19 protein-coding genes are annotated in these 19,859 nt (G+C 39.8%); 13 read left to right on the top strand and 6 right to left on the bottom strand.

From position 1 onward, the window contains the following. Window positions 1-13 precede the first annotated feature (13 nt). The gene (locus tag GSQ84_RS24730; RefSeq protein ID WP_158800048.1) at window positions 14-1,525 is read left to right on the top strand and encodes a RagB/SusD family nutrient uptake outer membrane protein; all 1,512 of its coding nucleotides are present in this window, start codon (window positions 14-16) and stop codon (window positions 1,523-1,525) included. Window positions 1,526-1,547: 22 nt separating this feature from the next. Here the strand turns inward: GSQ84_RS24730 and GSQ84_RS24735 are convergent, their stop codons facing one another. The 4 genes from GSQ84_RS24735 to GSQ84_RS24750 are packed head-to-tail and all read right to left on the bottom strand — an operon-like array spanning window position 1,548 to window position 4,229. Next, window positions 1,548-2,201, bottom strand: a complete 654-nt coding sequence (locus GSQ84_RS24735) for a response regulator transcription factor (RefSeq protein WP_158800049.1) — start codon at window positions 2,199-2,201, stop codon at window positions 1,548-1,550. A 3-nt stretch (window positions 2,202-2,204) separates the two neighbouring features. Then, a complete protein-coding gene (locus tag GSQ84_RS24740) occupies window positions 2,205-2,990 on the bottom strand; it encodes a sensor histidine kinase (RefSeq protein WP_158800050.1) in 786 nt (261 codons plus the stop codon). Continuing rightward, window positions 2,966-3,607, bottom strand: coding sequence for a hypothetical protein (locus GSQ84_RS24745; RefSeq protein WP_158800051.1), 642 nt, complete (start codon window positions 3,605-3,607; stop codon window positions 2,966-2,968). Before GSQ84_RS24745 ends, GSQ84_RS24740 begins: the two co-directional genes overlap by 25 nt. Window position 3,608: 1 nt before the next feature. Beyond that, window positions 3,609-4,229: a hypothetical protein gene (locus GSQ84_RS24750; RefSeq protein WP_158800052.1), complete on the bottom strand. Its 621-nt coding sequence runs from the start codon at window positions 4,227-4,229 to the stop codon at window positions 3,609-3,611. A 164-nt stretch (window positions 4,230-4,393) separates the two neighbouring features. On the opposite strand from GSQ84_RS24750, the gene GSQ84_RS24755 reads away from it, so the two are divergent. From GSQ84_RS24755 to GSQ84_RS24770, 4 genes are all read left to right on the top strand, one after another. After that, window positions 4,394-5,128 carry a hypothetical protein gene (locus GSQ84_RS24755; protein WP_158800053.1) on the top strand — a complete coding sequence of 245 codons (735 nt, stop codon included), beginning with the start codon at window positions 4,394-4,396 and terminating at the stop codon, window positions 5,126-5,128. Window positions 5,129-5,143: 15 nt separating this feature from the next. Continuing rightward, window positions 5,144-5,341, top strand: a complete 198-nt coding sequence (locus GSQ84_RS24760; protein WP_158800054.1) for a hypothetical protein — start codon at window positions 5,144-5,146, stop codon at window positions 5,339-5,341. A gap of 145 nt (window positions 5,342-5,486) precedes the next feature. After that, window positions 5,487-6,284 (top strand): HipA family kinase, encoded by a 798-nt coding sequence (locus GSQ84_RS24765; RefSeq protein ID WP_158800055.1) that lies wholly within the window; start codon window positions 5,487-5,489, stop codon window positions 6,282-6,284. Continuing rightward, window positions 6,262-6,645 carry a DUF3037 domain-containing protein gene (locus tag GSQ84_RS24770; protein ID WP_158800056.1) on the top strand — a complete coding sequence of 128 codons (384 nt, stop codon included), beginning with the start codon at window positions 6,262-6,264 and terminating at the stop codon, window positions 6,643-6,645. Before GSQ84_RS24765 ends, GSQ84_RS24770 begins: the two co-directional genes overlap by 23 nt. 396 nt (window positions 6,646-7,041) lie before the next feature. Here the strand turns inward: GSQ84_RS24770 and GSQ84_RS24775 are convergent, their stop codons facing one another. Next, complete coding sequence (locus GSQ84_RS24775; RefSeq protein ID WP_158800057.1) at window positions 7,042-9,546, bottom strand: M1 family aminopeptidase; 2,505 nt, start codon at window positions 9,544-9,546, stop codon at window positions 7,042-7,044. Between the two features lie 228 nt (window positions 9,547-9,774). On the opposite strand from GSQ84_RS24775, the gene sufB reads away from it, so the two are divergent. From sufB to GSQ84_RS24815, 8 genes are all read left to right on the top strand, one after another. Further along, the gene (gene sufB / locus GSQ84_RS24780) at window positions 9,775-11,223 is read left to right on the top strand and encodes a Fe-S cluster assembly protein SufB (RefSeq protein ID WP_216849028.1); all 1,449 of its coding nucleotides are present in this window, start codon (window positions 9,775-9,777) and stop codon (window positions 11,221-11,223) included. A 20-nt stretch (window positions 11,224-11,243) separates the two neighbouring features. Then, window positions 11,244-12,017 carry a Fe-S cluster assembly ATPase SufC gene (gene sufC / locus GSQ84_RS24785; RefSeq protein ID WP_158800058.1) on the top strand — a complete coding sequence of 258 codons (774 nt, stop codon included), beginning with the start codon at window positions 11,244-11,246 and terminating at the stop codon, window positions 12,015-12,017. A gap of 2 nt (window positions 12,018-12,019) precedes the next feature. Continuing rightward, window positions 12,020-13,351, top strand: a complete 1,332-nt coding sequence (gene sufD / locus GSQ84_RS24790; RefSeq protein WP_158800059.1) for a Fe-S cluster assembly protein SufD — start codon at window positions 12,020-12,022, stop codon at window positions 13,349-13,351. 12 nt (window positions 13,352-13,363) lie between these two features. Next, window positions 13,364-14,587: an aminotransferase class V-fold PLP-dependent enzyme gene (locus GSQ84_RS24795; protein ID WP_158800060.1), complete on the top strand. Its 1,224-nt coding sequence runs from the start codon at window positions 13,364-13,366 to the stop codon at window positions 14,585-14,587. Between the two features lie 4 nt (window positions 14,588-14,591). Continuing rightward, window positions 14,592-15,011: a SufE family protein gene (locus GSQ84_RS24800; RefSeq protein ID WP_254070977.1), complete on the top strand. Its 420-nt coding sequence runs from the start codon at window positions 14,592-14,594 to the stop codon at window positions 15,009-15,011. 13 nt (window positions 15,012-15,024) lie between these two features. Further along, window positions 15,025-15,336, top strand: a complete 312-nt coding sequence (locus GSQ84_RS24805; RefSeq protein WP_158800061.1) for a DUF59 domain-containing protein — start codon at window positions 15,025-15,027, stop codon at window positions 15,334-15,336. Further along, window positions 15,336-15,977, top strand: a complete 642-nt coding sequence (locus tag GSQ84_RS24810) for a metalloregulator ArsR/SmtB family transcription factor (RefSeq protein WP_158800062.1) — start codon at window positions 15,336-15,338, stop codon at window positions 15,975-15,977. Before GSQ84_RS24805 ends, GSQ84_RS24810 begins: the two co-directional genes overlap by 1 nt. 185 nt (window positions 15,978-16,162) lie before the next feature. Beyond that, the gene (locus tag GSQ84_RS24815; protein ID WP_158800063.1) at window positions 16,163-19,150 is read left to right on the top strand and encodes a lantibiotic dehydratase; all 2,988 of its coding nucleotides are present in this window, start codon (window positions 16,163-16,165) and stop codon (window positions 19,148-19,150) included. Here GSQ84_RS24815 and GSQ84_RS24820 read toward each other — a convergent pair. Continuing rightward, window positions 19,131-19,856 (bottom strand): LytTR family DNA-binding domain-containing protein, encoded by a 726-nt coding sequence (locus GSQ84_RS24820; RefSeq protein WP_158800064.1) that lies wholly within the window; start codon window positions 19,854-19,856, stop codon window positions 19,131-19,133. The genes GSQ84_RS24815 and GSQ84_RS24820 overlap by 20 nt on opposite strands. Between the last annotated feature and the right edge of the window lie 3 nt (window positions 19,857-19,859).

Below are 19,859 nucleotides of genomic sequence, written 5' to 3' on the forward strand. Positions count from 1 at the left end.
AATATAGAAACATATGAAAAACAGATATACAATAGCTTTTGCTATTTTGATACTTTCTTTTTCCGGCTGTACAAAACTGGATGAGAAACTCAATGGCCAGATTGGAAACCAGGGAGTTTCTTCAGGTAATGTTGCTTCTCTTTTGAATGCAAGTTATACCGCTATGCGTGCCCCTTACCAGGGACCATGGGAATGGTGGGCCCTTCAGGAATTTACTTCTGATGAAGCTATCGTTCCAACCAGAGGGGGCGACTGGGATGATAATGGTGCCTGGCGTGAGCTTTTTCTCCATCTTTGGGCGCCAGACCACGCCAGGATGGCCCAGACCTTTACCGATCTGAATAGCGTAAGTTATGTAAGTACCAATGTTTTGCAGTTTAATCCGAGTCCTATGCAGGCTGCACAGGCAAGGTTTCTTCGTGCGTTTGCGCAGTTTTCTATTCTCAATGGCTGGGGGCAAGTGCCTTACCGGAATCCGGGAGAAGATATTACCCAGCCTTCGAAGGTGAGAAAGGGCCCTGAAGAAATGACTTACCTGACTTCAGAACTTACAGCGATACTTCCTGATTTACCCGATGGGCCAAATTATAACGCCACAAAGGATGCGGCAAATGTGCTGCTGATGAAGTGTTACCTGAATAAGGGCGTTTTTTTAAATCGTGCGAGCCCTACTTTTGATCCGGCAGATATGGCTAAAGTGATTTCCCTGGCTGATGGAATTATCAATAGCGGCAAGTATAAATTAACAACCAATTATTACGATAATTTTGCCCCTGCAAATAATACCCTGTCTACAGAAAACATATTTACTGCACAAAATATTGGAGGGGTAGATGCGGGATTAGTAAAAGATATGTGGATTGCACCGTTGCATTATAACCAGAACCCTCCGGGTAATAATGGATTTTCTACCCTGTCTGATTTTTATAATAAATTTGAATCTACTGATACCCGCTTGGGTGGTGCCTATCCTGGTGTAACCAATGTTTCTGGCGTTAAGGCCGGTTTTTTGATTGGTCAGCAAGTAGATCAAACCGGCGCTTTGCTAAAAGACCGCAGGGGAAATAACCTGATTTTTACGCCGGAGGTAAGCTTAATTGAACGTGATCCAAATCACCTTGAAGTAGCAGGTGTAAGGGTAATCAAATATCCAATTGACTATGCCAATGTATCTACCAATTTAGCAGAAAACGACTGGGTTTATTACCGTTATGCAGATGTGCTGATGATGAAGGCCGAAGCGCAGCTCAGAACCGGATTGAGCGGAGAAGCACTTACTATCGTTAATACGTTAAGAGGAGTTAGGGGCGCAAGTGCACTGAGCAGTTTAACGCTAGATAATTTGCTGGATGAACGCGGACGTGAATTTTTCTGGGAAGGGATGAGAAGGGAAGACCTGATCCGGTTTGGCAAGTTCTTGACGCCATGGCAGGAAAAACCAACCGACAATCCTAAATATCTGCTGTTTGCCATTCCTGATAATCAATTAGCTAATCCAAACCTGGTACAGAATACCGGGTACTAAATATTCGGGTGCTGTTTGTTGTCTATAGCTTGATCAATTCATTACGGATAGCAAACAGTACCAAACCTGTACGGGATTTAATCCCCAGTTTGTGAAAAAGGGATTCCCTGTAATTGTCAATGGTATGATGGCTTAAGATCATTTTGTCCGCTATTTCTTTATAGGTGAGCTCAGAGCAGCAGAATTGCAGAAATTTGAGTTCGTTAACTGAAAGTTCGGCAGTATTATTCTTTTGTGGTTTATCGTCCTGTAATGACCTGATCAGTTTGCCCGATACCAGATTGTTCATGAAATATCCGTGTTCTGCAATTGTTTTTATGGCAATAATTAAATCAGTAGTTTTAGATTCTTTGAGCAGGTAACCACCAGCACCATTTTTTAACATTTCGATGATTGGTTTATCTTCATCGTACATGCTTAAAGCCAATACCCTTACTGAAGGATAGGTAGTGGTAACCCATTTTGTTGCCGCATAACCATCCATTTTGGGCATGTTTATATCCATTAGGATAACCTCGGGCAGTTGATCAGGATTGATCACTTCCTTCATCTCTAAACCATTTGAAGCGTCGAAAAGGATATCGACTTCGTCGGATTCTGACAATAGGCTCAATACGCCCTTTCTGAATAATGTATGGTCGTCAATGACAGCAATGGTAATTTTCCTGTTTTCCATGGCCTAAATATAGGGTATAGAAACCAATATCTCTGTTCCAACCTCTTCTGAAGAGGTAACATTAAAAGTACCATTCATCATGGCAGCCCTTTTACTCAAATTGCTAAGACCCATTCCCTCGCTGGTCTTTAATTTATCTGCCAGTACAAATCCTTTTCCATTATCCTTTACACGTAAAGTTAGTAGTCCGGGCACCTGGTCCAGTGTAATATCAATGACTGTTGCTTCGGCATGTTTGATGATATTACTGATTGTTTCCTGAAATAACCTGAATAATATCAATTCTATATCTGCGTTTTCGGGAATGGAATGGGTGGTGTTATCCCTGAAATTAATCTCATATTCAGTGCCTCTTCTTAACCAGTCGAGCTCATAGGTGATTGCATGGGCCAGGTTTTTTTTGATCAGCTCCTGACCGTTCATTCTTTTAGAAAGCTGTCTTAATTCCTGTATGGCCCTCAAAGTTAGTTCCCCGGCCGTCTTAATTTTTTCTTCGCGCTTGCTGTCCATCTGGATAGAACTGAGCGTCATGCTGGTTAGGCTTAAAAGCTGTCCGATATTATCATGGAGGTTACTGGCAATCATCTGCAGGATATTCTCCTGAACTTCAATCTGGCTTTTTAGCAGTTCCAGTTCGAATGTTTTTTTTAAGGCCGCCTTTTCTTCTGCATGTTTTGCTTTTTTTTGATTGTACAGGGAAATGTAAATAATCAAAAATAATGGGGCAATTAGAAAAATAAAGGTGATCAGGGTGATCAGGTAAATTAAATCCTTTGACGATATCTGCATATAAAAGCATAAGACCAACAACTGTATAAGAGTATGTTGAGTATATTAAAAGTGATGTATCTGATAGATTGGCTTATGGGTGAAACTTCATGTATGAGGTAATCAAAGAATACATTACATGCTGTGCTGCCGAAATAAAAGAATAGGATACCATTGATTACCCAAAATTGCGGGTCTGATCCCAGTTTTCTAAATTTTTCATCCCTGGTAATCAGTAAATAATAATACAGACTGGCAATAACAAAAGCGACTGACATGAATGTGGTTGTTCTGTAAGAAAAAATGCTGAAATGATTGTCTACCAGTTCGGCGATATAGGCGATTAAAAACAGGGCAAACCAGGCGTAGATCCATTTGCTTTTTGGATAGTATTTGTAAAATGTATAGTAAAAAAAGGTACTGATCATTGAACATTCAATGATCAGAAAACCTGTGTAGAGCATAGAATTTGATACAGCGATACTTCTTAAAAACAGACCACCCAATTCAGTCAGACAAACCAGCAGCATATAAAACATAAAGCTTCTCCAGTATGCGTTTTTATCTTTTAGCAGACAGAATACGCTAATCAGAAAACAGATAAATTCTGAGGCTGTATTGATGGTCAATATTCTCATGTTAGTCAGCTAATAAGGTTGCGCCGGTTGGAGGACAGGCAGATGGTGGCGGGCATAATTCTCCGCGATTTGATGGCGTTGCACCGACAATAAATCCTGGTTTTTTAACTGAGCCTCTTTTAGCAGCTACGACTTCATTCGTGTAGTAATCCTGGTGCAGCGTATCTGGGTGCACTGCAGTTTTGTTAATGATACTGTCTTTTGTAGATACCATCAGCAAGGTATTATATCCCCAGTATTGTTTATCAGGGCAGTTTTTTGTTGCAGTTTTATTGTACTGATTATCATAAGTGATCAGGTAAAACCGAACGCCATCGCCGCCTTCACTTTCAAGAGTGGTCACCATTTGTTTTAACCTTTCTTTACTAAACCAGATACAGCGGGTATCCGGTCTTTTTGCAACTGAAGGATAACCAGCTTTGTCGTCTACAAAACCTGCATGCGAGGCATAATTGCCAACATACTTTTTTGCTGTCGGGTAGTCAACCAATACAGAGTCGGGGATAGGGTCGGGTGAAACAGTTGTTGTGCCTTTTACGGTAGCATCTTGTTTGTTTTGCTTGCAGGCTGTTAAATTCATTAATGTTACAGCTACAAAGATTAGGGTAAAAATTTTCTTCATTAGTGTTTATTTTTTTTATGCTAACCTAGGTAAATAAATCATTTTAGCAAACTGATATTTATCCTTTATAATAGCTAATTATAATCAGAAGAAAAGCTGTTTTCACCCTGTCTTTTTTTTTAAGTCTAATTGATCTTTGAAATATCAATTAACCAATATTCACTATGTCTGCTCAAAACACCATCCAAATCAGCGGAAAGCTAATTAACGAAAATCAGCTTTTAGTTTCATTTTCTGTTTTACCAGGATCTGATCCGCATGAATTGGGGTGTTTTATTGCGATCTGGAAGGGACAAGATTTTCTGTCGGCTGCGGAATCGCAGCAAGTGATCAGGATAGGTTCAAACCAGCAGGCAGGTGAGGTTGTATTTGATGATCTTACTTTAGGGCATGATTATATCATTGGTTTTGGCCTTGGACTGCATACCAATACGGAAGCGGTTTGTGCAAGTTTAATTTTACCTGCCCATGCTGCTGTTACAGATGAACTCCTTGTAACTTTAAGTAATATAACGGTGATTCCCGATGAAATAGGTACAGATTTTCTGATTGCGCAGCTACCTGTATTATTTTGCAGGAAATTAAGCCGGACGGATAGCTGGATCGCTTTATTTAATGGACCGTTTACATCCGGTATGTATGATGGGAGTAATGTTATCGCGATCAATAAAGTTAATCCTCATAGAAATTCGGGAAAGATTATTATGAATAATATCCTCGGCAGACTGGAACGTTTTGAAACTTATACTCTGGTTCTGGGTATGGGACTTAATCATTATGGATATCCGGATTTCTCCAGGTTGGTGAGCAGCCATACCTTTATCGTCTGGAAATCTAAAATTTATGCCGGTCATAATACCTCCGGTACAAGAAATAACCTATTATCGATGTTCATTTAATAAATCAATATTGAATTGATCTTACATCCTTATTTCTTTACTGCAACACTATTAACTGATCCTGGTGCAAGTATTTTGCTGGCAAAGAACGTTACCTTTAATTATACCAACTTATTGACCTTCGATGGCAGGTATTCTACCACTACTTATGTTGGTCCACAGTTTAGTCAGCTGGGAACTACATTTGTAGCCAGTCTAAATGTGAAGTTTTAGGGTTTATCCCGCGTTTAAATCGATACGGCATGTTCTTTAACAGGGGTATGCCGTATCTGATTTAGAAGGAAATGCTAATTATTATTCTGATAGTTGCACTTATTTGCCTAAATTTCGTGCCGTCCCAGTCTGGGATTGCTTTATCATGAATACAAACCAACTCCAACTCAGGACTGTCAATGTAACCCGTTATGTAACCCCTTTGCGTGAAGGCGGGTCCATGCCGGCCATTGCAGAGGCAGATGATGATTTTCTTTATGTACTGAAGTTTAGTGGTGCAGGACAAGGGGTGAAAGCCCTGATCTCCGAAATTATTGGTGGTGAAATTGCGCGTGCGCTGGGATTTAAAGTCCCGGAAATTGTACTGGCTAACCTGGATGAGGCGTTTGGCCGGACAGAACCTGACGAGGAAATACAGGACCTCCTGAAGGCCAGCATAGGGCTCAATCTAGCGCTGCATTATCTATCAGGTGCTATTACTTTCGACCCAACCGTTACCACTATAGATTCGAAGCTTGCCTCCCAGATTGTTTGGCTGGATTGTCTGCTCACTAATATGGACCGTACTCCGCGTAATACCAATATGTTGATATGGCACAGGGAATTATGGCTAATAGATCATGGTGCCTCCCTTTATTTTCATCATTCCTGGCAAAATTGGGAGGAACAGGCTAAGCGCCCTTTTGCCTTGATTAAAGATCATGTACTTTTACCCTGGGCAGCAGAGCTGGATGAAGTAAATGAAACTTTCAAGCCCTTGTTAACGGATGAGCTGATCCATAATATTGTTGATCTGATCCCGGAAGAGTGGCTGGGCAGGGATTCAACTTTTGATTCCCCGGCAGCAAACCGCGAAGCTTATGCACAGTTTTTAAAGATCAGGTTAGCCAATTCAGAAATTTTTGTAAACGAAGCCAAAAATGCAAGAGCGTCACTTATTTGAGTATGCGGTTATTCGCGTTGTGCCCAGGGTAGAACGTGAAGAGTTTCTGAATGTAGGTGTGATCCTGTATTGTGCCAGGCAAAAGTTCCTTAAGGTAGTTTTTGTGTTGAATGAGGATAGACTTAAAGCTTTTTCGGTGAAGCTTGATGTGGAGGAGCTGAAAGATCATTTAAATGCGTTAACCCACATTTGTAGCGGAGGGAAACGGGGAGGCCCCATAGCTGAACTGGATTTAGCTTCGCGTTTTCGCTGGCTGACAGCGATGCGCAGTACAGTGATTCAAACTTCAAGGGTGCATCCTGGTTTCTGTAGTGATCCTGCAGCCAAACTGGTGTTTTTACTGGAAGAGCAGGTTTTGTAAGTTTATCGAAGATCATCTGGCTTCGCTGAAAAAATGAGTATGGTATATGACAGCTGCATAATGCTGCGCTTCGCTTGCAAGACGCTAGGCTGTCATATACCATACTCATTTTTTTTAGGGTCTTCCATTGCCGGGCGCATTACAGTAACTGTTGAAAGATTATCCGCTAAAACCCGTTTGGCTTAGGGTAATTTTTTGAAGATCATCCATTGTAAGGATTTGATAACACGGTGGTTTAGGAAATCTATTTAAAAAAAAATAGGTATGCTGTATGACGGCCTCGAAATTTTGCAAGTGTAGGGCGCAAAGGTTTCAGCCGGAATACAGTATACCTATTTTTTTTATATCAGATCATCTCTTTTGAAGGAGACGATCTGATTGATAATCTCTTACCCGTTATTTTGCATCATTAATTTGTTTAACAGCTTCATCAGTTAAATTAGCCGATGCAGTATCATTCATTTGCTGGCGGACTTGTTTAATCTGGTTAAGCACCTGAATTAATTGTGGTGCAAAACCATTGGCTTTGTACTTAATACCCAGGTCTTTCAATGCATTGATTCCTTGTTGTGCGTAAACAGGATTAGGGATATGTGCAGTCATGAAGATGACGTCTTTTACCATGTCAAATTTTTCCTGCGGGCCAGCCTCATTGAATTTGCCGTATACATAAGGCCATTCGGCATCTCCTCCGCTTTTAGCGTAAACAGAAATAATGGCGTTGGTTAAATTTCCTTCGCTGTCTTTTTCAAATGATTTGGCAAAAGGAAGTGCGTCTGCAGGTTTTAAATTAGCCATTGCACTTAGTGAAGCGCCGGCTACTGCGTACGACTGGCTCTTCAGGCCTTCTCTAAATAATGATTCCTGTTGTTCGGCACCTTTTGAAATTCCTATGACATGAATAGCGGCGGCTTTTACCAGGTTATTATCGTCTGTTTTTGCAAGGTTTAAAATAGTAGGCAAGGCAGCTTCATTTAATGTTGCACTGGCGGAATCTAGTGTATTCAGCGTTTTTAAACGCAGGCCGTAATATTTATCATTCAATGCGGCAAGCAGGATCTTCTGTGCAGTTGGGTCTGACTGTTTACCGGCAGCAGCATCTATGGCTTCATACCTGTCCATGTACAATGGTGCGTGCTGATACTGGAATAACAGTTCTTCCAGTGTTTTATGATCAGTCTTTTTGCTCAGAATAATTTTTTCTGCGTCTACGTTTACCAGGTTAGGTTTTGTAGATAATTTAAAAGTAAGGGTATCAGCTTTGCTGCGCATCCATACATGGCGGCGTTCTGCTTTATCGCCGGTATAAACGTCTACCGCCATTGGCAATATAAAGGCTTTACCTTCCTGGTTTTGGTTCAGGTAAACAGATTCTGTGTGGGTAGTTTCATCCCATTTATAATTGATATCTAACAAGGGATGGCCCGCTCCGTAATACCATTGGTTAAAGAACCAGTTTAAGTCCCTTCCGCTGGCTTCTTCCATTGCCAGTCTTAATTGCTGTGCTTCACCAGCTTTGAAAGCATTGGCTTTCAAGTATATGTTTAATCCTTTAAAGAACGCCGGACCACCCAAGTAATGGCGCAGCATATTTAAGATGCGTCCGCCTTTTTGATAGGTTACTACATCAAAAACATCTATACCGGCATGATAGTGAAAGCGTACCAGATCTTTTTTCGCAGCTTCAGGACTTCTCAGGTAACTTTCTAACGCCTCGTTATTATGGTCATCGCCGGTATCCTGTCCGTATTTATGTTCAGCCCAAAGGGTTTCGCTAAAGTCGGCAAAAGACTCATTGACGGTTAGGTTGCTCCAGCTTTCTGCAGTCACATAATCGCCAAACCACTGGTGGAACAATTCGTGAACAATTGTGCTTCTTCCTGCATCATAATATCTGTCTGCCAGTTCACGTGAAGTACCCTGAACATAAGTACCGTGCAACGTGGCTGTTGTGTTTTCCATAGCGCCGGAAACATAATCGCGCACTACAATTTGTGAGTATTTATTCCATGGATAGTCTACGCCAAGAATTTTTGAATAGAATTCTATAACTTCCGGTGTAAAGCCGAAAATTTCTTTGGCATAAGGTGCATATTTTGGTTCCAGGTAATAATTTACTTCTTTATTGCGCCATTTATCATGGTATATCTTGAAATCACCAACAGCCATCATGAACAGGTAAGGGGAGTGGGGCAATTCCATCTTCCAGGTATCTGTTCTTGTGCCATCGGCATTTTTTTTCTGTAAATCCAGTCTGCCGTTAGACAGCGTAACATATTTACCGGGAACGGTCATGCTGATCTCGTCTGTGGTTTTCTGACTGGTCTGATCAATAGTAGGGAACCATGTGGATGAACTTTCCAGCTCTCCCTGAGTCCATATTTGTACAGGTTTACCTTTTTCTGTGCTGTCGGGATTGATAAAATAAAGTCCTTTGGCATCAGTGATCGCTGCTCCGGCTTCTATTTTTAATTCATCCGGCTTGGATGTGTAGTCTATATAGATGGTGTAATTTTCCGTGTTTTCATAAACTTTATCCAGTTTAATAGCCAGGGAAAGATTGTCGTATTTGTACTTTAAGGGGGTATTTTTACCATTTTTTACGAGTGCAACGGTTTTGATATCCATTCCTTTGGCATCCAGCCTTAAGGTATCTGTTGGGTAAAAATGCGGTTTTATCGTTACCCATTCTTTTCCGTAGAGGTAACGCTTTTTATAGTCAAAACGAACATCCAGTTTAGTGTGGATCAGGTCATTGATCCTTGCTGGTGTTTCTCTGTAAATCTTCATCAGGGGGTCGGCTGTTTTTTCCTGTGCACTGACAGGGAAAGCAGCTGCGGTAGCAGTAATAAGCAGGGCACTGGCTAATACCCGCTGGTAAATTTTGGGTTTAATATTCATTTTAAATCTTTAAATACGGGGTAAATCTATGCGGAGAAATTATAAACTACAAGTATTGTTTTTGAATAATCGATTTAGATTCATTTATATTTACAATAATTCTACTTTTATTGTAATTAGACCGTAATAAACAAAGTAATCGCTTTGTTTATTACGGTTGTTACTTATCTTTGTATCGTGCTTATTAAATAGCCTTCCGGCTGGCCGTAATAAGCCTTAAACTGAATAATGATGGAAAAAGATGATATGATGCTCGACCAGCTGGCAAACCGCGAATATGAGTATGGCTTTGTCACAGCAATTGATATGGATATTTCTGAAACCGGACTCAATGAAGATACTGTCCGTTTTATATCTGCAAAGAAGAATGAACCACAATGGCTGCTTGACTGGCGGATGAAAGGGTTCCATGCTTTTGAAAAGCAGGATATGCCTCACTGGCAGAATTTTAAAATGCCGGAAATTGATTTTCAGGCGATCTCTTACTATGCAGCACCAAAACAACAGGCTAAATATGCTTCTTTGGATGAAGTAGATCCAGAGCTGCTGCGCACATTTGAGAAATTGGGTATCCCAATGTCTGAACAGAAACAACTGGCAGGGGTTGCCGTTGATGTAGTATTTGATAGTGTTTCGGTATCTACTACTTACAAAGCACACTTGAACGAAATGGGGATTATCTTTTGCTCGATCAGTGAAGCTGTACAAAAACACCCCGAACTGATACAGAAATACCTGGGTTCAGTAGTTCCCCATACCGATAACGTTTTTGCGTCGCTAAACACTGCGGTTTTCTCTGACGGATCTTTTGTTTATATCCCCAAAGGAGTGAGATGCCCAATGGAGCTATCTACGTATTTCAGGATCAATGCTGAAAACACAGGGCAGTTTGAACGTACACTAATCATTGCTGACGAAGATAGTTATGTAAGTTACCTTGAAGGATGTACAGCGCCTATGCGTGATGAAAACCAGCTGCACGCTGCAGTAGTGGAACTGATTGCGATGAAAGGTGCTGAGATTAAATATTCTACGGTACAAAATTGGTATCCTGGTGATAAAGATGGAAAAGGCGGTATTTTTAATTTTGTAACCAAACGTGGTGCATGCCGTGGTGAACGTGCAAAAATCTCCTGGACACAGGTAGAAACAGGGTCTGCAATTACCTGGAAGTATCCCAGTATTTTATTACAGGGTGATTATTCTTCAGGCGAGTTTTACTCTGTTGCAGTAACGAATAACAAACAGATCGCTGATACTGGAACAAAAATTTACCATATTGGTGCCAATACCAAAAGCAGGATCATTTCCAAAGGTATTTCAGCAGGAGAAGGACAGAACAGTTATAGAGGTTTGGTACAAATGGGAAGTCGTGCTGCTAACTCACGTAACTTTACCCAGTGTGATTCATTGCTGATTGGTGATCAGTGTGGTGCACATACTTTCCCTTATATCGAATCAAAAAATAATACAGCAACTGTAGAACATGAGGCCACTACATCAAAAATAGGAGAAGACCAGGTATTTTATTTAAATCAGCGCGGTATCGATGCAGAGCAGGCCATTGCCTTAATTGTAAATGGTTATGCCAAAGATGTATTGAACCAATTGCCAATGGAATTTGCTGTAGAAGCACAGAAATTACTATCTCTTACGCTTGAAGGTAGCGTAGGATAATCTTAAATCATAAATATAATATGTTATCAATAAAAAATCTTCATGCTAATATTGAAGGAAAAGAAATATTAAAAGGTATTAATCTTGAGGTTAAAGCAGGTGAAGTACATGCTATTATGGGACCTAACGGATCTGGTAAAAGCTCGTTGGCCTCTGTTTTGGCAGGTCGTGAGAACTACGAGGTTACCGAAGGTGAAGTGTGGCTTGATGGAAAAAACCTGCTGGATATGAAACCCGAAGAACGCGCCCGTGAGGGTGTTTTTCTTGCTTTTCAGTATCCTGTGGAAATCCCCGGTGTATCGAATATCAATTTCCTGAGAACAGCATTAAGTGAGATCAGGATTCACCGTAATCTTCCGCCGCTTTCGGCTAAGGAATTTCTGAAGATGACCAAAGAAAAACAGGAGTTAGTAGAGTTTGAGGCTAAACTGGCCAACCGCTCTCTAAACCAGGGTTTTTCTGGAGGAGAGAAAAAACGTAATGAAGTATTTCAGCTGGCTATGCTGGAACCAAAATTATCTATCCTGGATGAAACGGATTCAGGACTCGATATCGATGCTTTAAGAATCGTTTCCAGCGGAATCAACAAATTACGTTCAGCAGATAATGCTTTTGTGCTAATCACTCACTATCAACGTTTGCTGGAATATATTGTCCCTGATTTTGTACACGTTTTGTATAACGGACAGATTGTTCGTTCAGGAACTAAAGAACTGGCACTGGAGTTGGAAGAAAAAGGGTATGACTGGCTGAAGGAAGAGTTCCACAGCAATGAATCAATCAACAATAAATAATTATGGTAGATCAGTTAACAGCTCCATTGTACAATAAATTAATTGCTGAGTTTGAAATTACAGACAATGCAGGTAATAATAATGGTGATTTATCGAATACAAGAAAAAAAGCACTGGAAATTTTCAAGGCCAAAGGTTTTCCTACCACAAAAAATGAGGAATGGAAATTCACTAACCTGAGTCCTTTTTTAAATGACGATTTCTCTTTTATCCCTGGGCGATTTGAAGAGGAGACTATTATCGCTGCGGTAAATAAAGCAGTGATCCCTGGTTTGGATGCCTATCTTTTGGTTTTATTAAACGGCCGGATCCAGTTTGCTTTATCGGTTCTTCCTGATGAAAAACTGGCCACTATTTTACCACTGGAGAGTGTTTTGGATACACAGGTATTTAAAGACAATGCGGTATTTAGCCAGGATGAGAATAACACTTTACTCGCTTTAAATACGGCACTGTTTACAGACGGATATTTTATTGAAATACCCCGTAGTGTAGTATTGGATAAACCTGTACAGATTGTTCATTTGTATACTGCCGATGAAAATACCTGGTACCAGCCACGTCATTTAATCGTGGTAAACGAACACGCCAAAGCAGAATTGCTTGAAGCAAGTGTTTGGATTAAGGATACACAGCGTATAGTGCTGAACAGTGTTACACAAGTAAGCCTGAAAGAAAATGCACAACTGATACAATATAATATTCAGGATAATGCTGCTGATGAGAGGTTAATTAATTACAATCAGGTGAGTCAGCTGCAATATAGCCGCTATGACAATTTCACCTTTAATTTACCCGGTGCAGAGCTGATCCGTAATAACCTGGAGATCGTATTGAACGGTCCTTCAACAGAAACACATTTATTAGGCTTATACCTGGTAGGCGGTCAGCAGTTGACGGATAATCATACTGCTATACACCATAAATTTCCAAATAGCGAAAGCAATGAAATTTATAAAGGTGTATTGCTGGAAAATGGTAAAGCTGTATTTAACGGAAAGGTTTTTGTTGAACGTCCGGCGCAAAAAACAAATGCTTTTCAGCAAAACAATAACTTGCTCTTAAGTAACAAGGCACAGGTATTTGCTAAACCGCAACTGGAAATATTTGCAGATGACGTGAAATGCAGTCATGGCTGTACTGTAGGGCAGTTTGATCCGGAATCGTTGTTTTACCTGCGTGCAAGAGGAATCAGTGAAGAGTCTGCCCGTAAATTGCTGGTAGAAGCCTTTATGTTCGATGTAACACAAAAGATCGAAAATGAAGCCGTGAAAGAACACGTGCAATCCTTGATTTATCAAAAGATGGAAAATTCGTTCTCAACCATCGTTTAAAAGAAAACGGCTATGGGGAAATTAGTGATTGAAGAAATAAGGAAAGATTTTCCTATACTGGATACAAAAGTTTACGGTAAAAACCTGGTTTACTTTGATAATGCAGCGACTACACAAAAGCCTGTACAGGTTTTAAATGTACTGGAAAACTATTATACATCCTATAACAGTAATGTACATCGTGGTGTACATTTGCTGAGTCAGCAAGCCACAGCAGCTTATGAGGGTGCACGAAAAAAAGTAGCTGCCTTTATCAATGCTGAAAGTAGTGATGAAATCATCTTTACTAAAGGAACTACAGACGGGATTAACCTGGTTGCTTCTTCTTTTGGACGTAAGTTCCTAAATGAAGGCGATAGTATCCTGATCTCTGCTCTGGAGCATCATTCCAACATTGTACCATGGCAAATGATCTGCGAAGAACGCGGTGCTACGCTGAAAGTAATTCCAATGGATCAGGATGGCGTTTTGCAAATGGATTTGCTGCCTGGTTTATTGGATGAGGGTGTTAAACTGGTTTCAGTAACTTATGTGTCTAATTCTTTAGGTACGATTAATCCTGTAAAAGAAATTATCAAACAGGCGCACGCAAAAAATATTCCTGTATTAATTGATGCTGCACAAGCTATTCAGCATATGCCTGTAGATGTGCAGGAACTGGATGTTGATTTTATATCTTTTTCCGGACATAAATTATATGGCCCTACAGGAATTGGTGTATTGTATGGTAAGGCCAAATGGCTGAATATGATACCGCCTTATCAGGGAGGAGGGGACATGATTAAAACAGTGACCTTCGAAAAAACCATTTATAACGAGCTGCCTTACAAATTTGAAGCAGGTACACCAGATATTTCCGGTGCGATAGGTTTGGGTGCTGCTATTGATTATGTAAATCAGATTGGTTTAACCGCCATTGCCGATGCAGAACAGGAATTGCTTACCTACGGCTTGGAACAACTGGCAAAGATAGAGGGCATTCGTTTTATAGGTAATGCTCCTGATCGTGCCAGTGTAATCTCTTTTTTACTTGAAGATATTCATCCTTATGACCTGGGCGAATTATTGGATAAGCAGGGCATAGCTATACGTACCGGTCACCATTGTACCGAGCCGATCATGGATTTCTTTGGTATCCCTGGAACCTGTCGTGCATCTTTTGCTTTTTACAATACCAAAGAAGAAGTAGATCTATTGGTTGCAGGTATAAAAAGGGCCGCTGCTATACTTATTTAATTAAATGATGACGATTAACGAACAACAGGATGAAATCATTGAGGAGTTTGAGTTATTCCCTGACTGGATGGATAAATATGAAAATATTATCGATATCGGTAAAGAACTCCCTTTAATTGATCCTCAGTATAAAATACCTGAAAAACTGATTAAAGGCTGCCAGTCCAGTGTTTGGCTGCAACCTGAATATAAAGAAGGTAAGGTATGGTTTACTGCCGATAGCGATGCAATTATTACCAAAGGCCTGATTAGTATGATGGTTAAAGTTCTATCGGGTCATACGCCACAGGAAATTGTGGATGCAGACTTATATTTTATCAATACTATCGGCCTGCAAAATCATTTGTCACCTAATCGTTCTAATGGATTGCTGGCAATGTTGCAACAAATGAAATTGTATGCAGCTGGTTTTATTTCAAATTAAATATTGAATAAAGATGAATGAGCTATCATTAAGAGATAAAATTGAAGAGGCTATACGGACCATTTATGATCCGGAGATACCTGTAAATATTTTTGAACTGGGACTGATCTACAAGATCCAGATGTTGGAAGACAATAACGTACATATTTATATGACCTTAACTGCTCCGGCGTGTCCTGCTGCGGGTGAGATCCTGACTGAAGTGGAAACAAAAGTTAAAGCTATTGAAGGACTTAACGAGGTTGAGGTACGCCTTACTTTTGATCCGCCATGGGACAGGGATATGATGAGTGATGAAGCGAAATTAGAGTTGGGTTGGTTATAATGGAACATAAGCTGCCATTTAGGGAACGCGCTGTGGAACTGCTGAAAACCAGTGGGCCTCAGTCATTATCTGCACTTGCCCGGGAATTTCAGGTGACTGTAGAAGGTGCGCGTTTTCAAATGCTCAGGTTAGAAAAAGAAGGTGTAGTGACTTCTAATAAAACTGTCACCGGAAGGGGCAGACCACAACAATTATGGTCGCTTACCAATGCTGGTCAGTCGCGCTTTCCTGATACCCATGCTGCACTCACCGTAAAACTAATGGAGATCATGAAAGAGACCCTCGGAGAAGTGGCTGTATCGAAGGTGATTACTGCAAATGGAGAAAAAGGAACGAGTAAATATCTGGAACAGTTAGTGGGTATAGACGACCTGGAACAAAGGATCGGTACTTTTGTTGCCATCCGCACCAGGGAAGGATATATGGCTCAATTTATTAAAGATGAAGAAGGATTTATCTTCATCGAAAACCACTGCCCGATAGGTGCTGCAGCACATGCCAACCCCGGCATCTGCATTGCTGAATTTAAAACATTACAGACAGTAATTGGTGAACATGTATCTATCAAACGTATAGAGTACATCGTTGATGGCGGGAGAAGATGCGCGTACAGAATATATTCTTTGAAAAAATCGTTATAACCGAAATTTTTTGTCTTAATCAGATATTCTGAGTGAAAAAATGATTGTAAATTGCTATGTCATTATTTTAGTATGAGCAGGCATGTTTGCTGAAATTTGTGAAATATTTGAGGTTTTAATTTCTTATTTCGGCAACAATCGGATCCTGTTATACTCTAATGATTAACAGTCAAATATCCATTCACATGTCTGATTTTTCTATTGATCCCTTTTTGCTCATCAGAGCACCTGCTTACAGCTATGGGAACTTTAACCAGCAATTCTTAGAAAAGGTATTAAAAACTGATTTTTTCAGGGCAAGTATTTTCTTTGCCAGCCAAAGTCTGTTCGTGGAACTTAAAAAAAAAGATTTTGATTATCACCAGATCAGTCCTCAAGCTAAAGTCACTTTATGGAAATATTTGAATCGTATGTGTTTCAGGTCTCTGCCATATGGTTCTTTTTCTTCCTGGTCGGCTGCAGGGTGGGCTGAAGATCAAGGAGATGGGCTCGCTTTTAATGATCATCACGAATTGGTTATCCATCCTGATTATAAGGTCTTATTTAATTATATCAACAGTCTTCAAACAGAAAAATTTCCATCTGTTAAGTATTATACTAACAATTCGCTTTATCAAACGGCGAGCAAGCTAAGGTTTATTAGCCAGGCCTATTCTGCACAAAATAAGTTTGCTATTGTCGAGTTGAAACTAGTTCCCGGATTAAATAAATTATTAAGATTTATCGGTAAGGGGCAAACCCTCCATGATATATTTGTTTTTTTGAAGGAAGAATACGGTGACCAGGCCCCCGTTTATCAGTATTTTAGAAGTTTACTAGAAGGTCAGGTAATCGTTTCCGGCTTAACGCCCAGCGTTACAGGGCCTCAGTATAATGTGCGTTGCAAATCAATGCTGGATAATTATACGGAAGTTGATCATCAACTATTAAATTCTTTTACTGCTAAATTCAATAGTCATGATCAATCTTTGCCGGACTTGAACGAACATATCAGACAGTTAATAAACAGGAATATTGAAAATGCTACTTACACATTATACCAGCGTAATATTTCAGGAGGGGCACGGCATGGCATGCAATCAGAGCTGCTATCCCTTCTTGATCAGATGAATCAGTTAACTGCGGATCAGGAACTGGATACCATGAGCAGATTTAAAACTGAATTTCTTCAAAAATATGACCAGCGGGAAATGCCTTTGATGATCGTACTTGATCCTGGATGTGGTATTGGCTATGAAAATCTGGCTACTGCTTTTGATAACCAGAGCGAAGATTTTATTGATGATATCAGAAGTAAAGAGGAAAGACAAACCAGTGCTAGCTGGGGCCCGGTAGAAAAGATGCTGTTTAAAAAATGGAATAGTCTTCGTCGGCCTGGTTTTGAGAAAATTATGATTAACCCTGAAGATCTGGCTGATCTTCCAAAAAATGGCCAGCCTTTACCTCCGGGAATGTTCATTTTGTTTCGCAGTATTGATGAAGAGATTTGGCTAGACAACATTGGTGGTGTATCGGGAATTGAGTTAAGCGGAAGATTCGCTGCTTCAGGAACGGAAGCAGAGTCCTGTCTTAAAAAGATCTGTGAGCAGGAAATAGCTATCAATAATGATTTCTTATTTGCTGAAATAGCTTATTCGCCTAATGACAGGGCATCAAATATTAACCAGAGGGGACATTTTTATGCCTATGAAATCCCGGTGTTGACACATGCCACACTCACTGAAAAATATAGCATTAAACTAAACGACCTGGTGATCTCTGTCAGGGACAATCGAATCTTTTTAAGATCAGTTAGCCTTAATAAATATATAATACCCAGGCTTTCATCAGCTTATAACTATCGCCTTTCTACCATTCCCATTATACGTTTTCTATGTGATCTGCAATTTCAGGGGACTAAATCAAATTTGTCATTTTCTCTGGCTAATCTTTTTCCTGGCATGGAATATTATCCACGTGTGCAGCTTGGAAATGCGGTCGTTAGTCCGGCTACCTGGATCTTAAATGAAAATCAACTAAAAAAAATTGTCGAAGAGGATGGCTTTTCAGTCTTAGAATTGAATATCCCTGAACATTTCAGCCTGCATGAGGGAGATAATTTCCTTGTTTTCAATCAACACAGTAAAGATGATTTTGAAATCTTCAAAAAATCTGTAAAGGGTAAAAAAACAGTTACTTTGATGGAGCATGTATATGCAAAAAATGCTAATCTGAAAGACGCGGAAGGTAGGCCCTATGCCAGTCAGCTGTTGGCCTGTGCCATCAACCAAACAAAATCATATCACCTACCCATGAGCCAAATCCTGAAGTCCACGAGGGATCTTTTGAAGGTAAAACGTTCCTTTTTGCCTGGCCAGGAATGGATATATATTAAAATATATGCCCATTATTCATTAACTAACGAGATTCTGATAAATCTTGTGCTGCCTGTTGTAAAAAAATACAAAAAAGATAATCCTGGTTTTAAATGGTTTTTTATTCGTTATGAAGATCATGGGCATCACCTTAGACTAAGGTTTTTTACAGGAGGAAAGCCTTGCCATGCACTACAGAATGAGCTGATCCACAAATTTCATCCCTGGAGCAAAGAAGGGAAAATAGCTGATGTGATATTGGATACTTATCAAAGAGAGCTGGAAAAATATTCGCCAGTATTAATTGATGCAGTGGAATCTTTTTTTTACAGGGACAGTGAATTTATTCTTTCAGCTTTCAAACACCATGAGCTTAGTTCCTCTTTTAAATTGAGTTTTGCGGTACATACCAGTCTTCAATTAATTCATTATTTTGTGCCGGATAAAACTGGGCGTAACAATTTTTTGAACGATGTATTGAATAATGTTTCTGCTGAATTTAGCAGGGAAAAGGAAGTTGTGCGCAAATTAGACGTGAAATACAGGAATTTCCAAAAAGAGCTGATCAGTTATGGCTTATTGGCGGCGGGACATAAAAAACAAAAAACTTCTTTTTATTATGAGCAACTCCTGGAAGAGCTAAACGAAAGAACTTTGGGTTGGGGAAGTACTAAACGTTATAATTTGCTGATCAATCTGGTCCATATGCATATCAACCGGATATTTGAACACAATTCAAGAGAATACGAATATTTGGTCTATCATTTTATGAAAAAACACCAGGCTTATCTGAATTATACTACGAGCGATGTGTCTTAATGGTGTAATTACCGATTTTCTTTAATAGTTTATCCTTGTAGGAAGATCCGATAGGTAATATAGCTTTATCTACCATGATTTTGTTTCCCTCCATCATGGTTACTTTATCAATGTTAACGATGTAGGACTTGTGTATCCTGACAAATCTTTCCGGGTAGAGCCCTAACTCTATCTCTTTCATCGTCAGGTAGATAATCTGGTTATTTTGAGGCGTATGGATAACAACGTAGTTGTTAAGCCCTTCTACATATTCTACGTCATCGAAGTTGATCTTAAGCATTTTTCCTTTTATACCAGGGTTAACGAAAAAGTAAGCATCATCTTTTGGCTCTTCTATCGCCACCTGGTGTTCCAGTTTATCAATCACTTTTGTCAGCGATTTTAGAAAACGTTCAAAAGAAATTGGTTTAAGCATGAAATCCGAAATATTCTTCTCAAATCCCTGTACGGCATAACCAGCATGACCTGTGGTAAAAATGATTGCCGTATTTTTATAAATCAGATCTGCCACATCCAAACCAGATATTTCAGGCATGTCAATATCCAGAAAAGTGATGTCTATGTTTTTATGTTCATTTATAAATTTAACAGCTTCAATTGGATTCTGTGAAAATCCTACAATTTCCAATTGCCCGCAATCCAGGGCATACCTTTTTAGGGTATCGATAGCATGTGACTCATCGTCAATTATATAACATTTATACATAAA

The sequence above is a fragment of the Pedobacter sp. L105 genome, from assembly GCF_009765875.1.
Taxonomy (GTDB): domain Bacteria; phylum Bacteroidota; class Bacteroidia; order Sphingobacteriales; family Sphingobacteriaceae; genus Pedobacter.

Excerpts from the sequence above, each read along its gene's own strand:
- GSQ84_RS24730 (WP_158800048.1), top strand. The coding sequence starts at position 14 with ATGAAAAACAGATATACAATAGCTTTTGCTATTTTGATACTTTCTTTT.
- GSQ84_RS24735 (WP_158800049.1), bottom strand. The coding sequence starts at position 2,201 with ATGGAAAACAGGAAAATTACCATTGCTGTCATTGACGACCATACATTA.
- GSQ84_RS24740 (WP_158800050.1), bottom strand. The coding sequence starts at position 2,990 with ATGCAGATATCGTCAAAGGATTTAATTTACCTGATCACCCTGATCACC.
- GSQ84_RS24745 (WP_158800051.1), bottom strand. The coding sequence starts at position 3,607 with ATGAGAATATTGACCATCAATACAGCCTCAGAATTTATCTGTTTTCTG.
- GSQ84_RS24750 (WP_158800052.1), bottom strand. The coding sequence starts at position 4,229 with ATGAAGAAAATTTTTACCCTAATCTTTGTAGCTGTAACATTAATGAAT.
- GSQ84_RS24755 (WP_158800053.1), top strand. The coding sequence starts at position 4,394 with ATGTCTGCTCAAAACACCATCCAAATCAGCGGAAAGCTAATTAACGAA.
- GSQ84_RS24765 (WP_158800055.1), top strand. The coding sequence starts at position 5,487 with ATGAATACAAACCAACTCCAACTCAGGACTGTCAATGTAACCCGTTAT.
- GSQ84_RS24770 (WP_158800056.1), top strand. The coding sequence starts at position 6,262 with ATGCAAGAGCGTCACTTATTTGAGTATGCGGTTATTCGCGTTGTGCCC.
- GSQ84_RS24775 (WP_158800057.1), bottom strand. The coding sequence starts at position 9,546 with ATGAATATTAAACCCAAAATTTACCAGCGGGTATTAGCCAGTGCCCTG.
- sufB (WP_216849028.1), top strand. The coding sequence starts at position 9,775 with ATGATGGAAAAAGATGATATGATGCTCGACCAGCTGGCAAACCGCGAA.
- sufC (WP_158800058.1), top strand. The coding sequence starts at position 11,244 with ATGTTATCAATAAAAAATCTTCATGCTAATATTGAAGGAAAAGAAATA.
- sufD (WP_158800059.1), top strand. The coding sequence starts at position 12,020 with ATGGTAGATCAGTTAACAGCTCCATTGTACAATAAATTAATTGCTGAG.
- GSQ84_RS24795 (WP_158800060.1), top strand. The coding sequence starts at position 13,364 with ATGGGGAAATTAGTGATTGAAGAAATAAGGAAAGATTTTCCTATACTG.
- GSQ84_RS24800 (WP_254070977.1), top strand. The coding sequence starts at position 14,592 with ATGATGACGATTAACGAACAACAGGATGAAATCATTGAGGAGTTTGAG.
- GSQ84_RS24805 (WP_158800061.1), top strand. The coding sequence starts at position 15,025 with ATGAATGAGCTATCATTAAGAGATAAAATTGAAGAGGCTATACGGACC.
- GSQ84_RS24810 (WP_158800062.1), top strand. The coding sequence starts at position 15,336 with ATGGAACATAAGCTGCCATTTAGGGAACGCGCTGTGGAACTGCTGAAA.
- GSQ84_RS24815 (WP_158800063.1), top strand. The coding sequence starts at position 16,163 with ATGTCTGATTTTTCTATTGATCCCTTTTTGCTCATCAGAGCACCTGCT.
- GSQ84_RS24820 (WP_158800064.1), bottom strand. The coding sequence starts at position 19,856 with ATGTATAAATGTTATATAATTGACGATGAGTCACATGCTATCGATACC.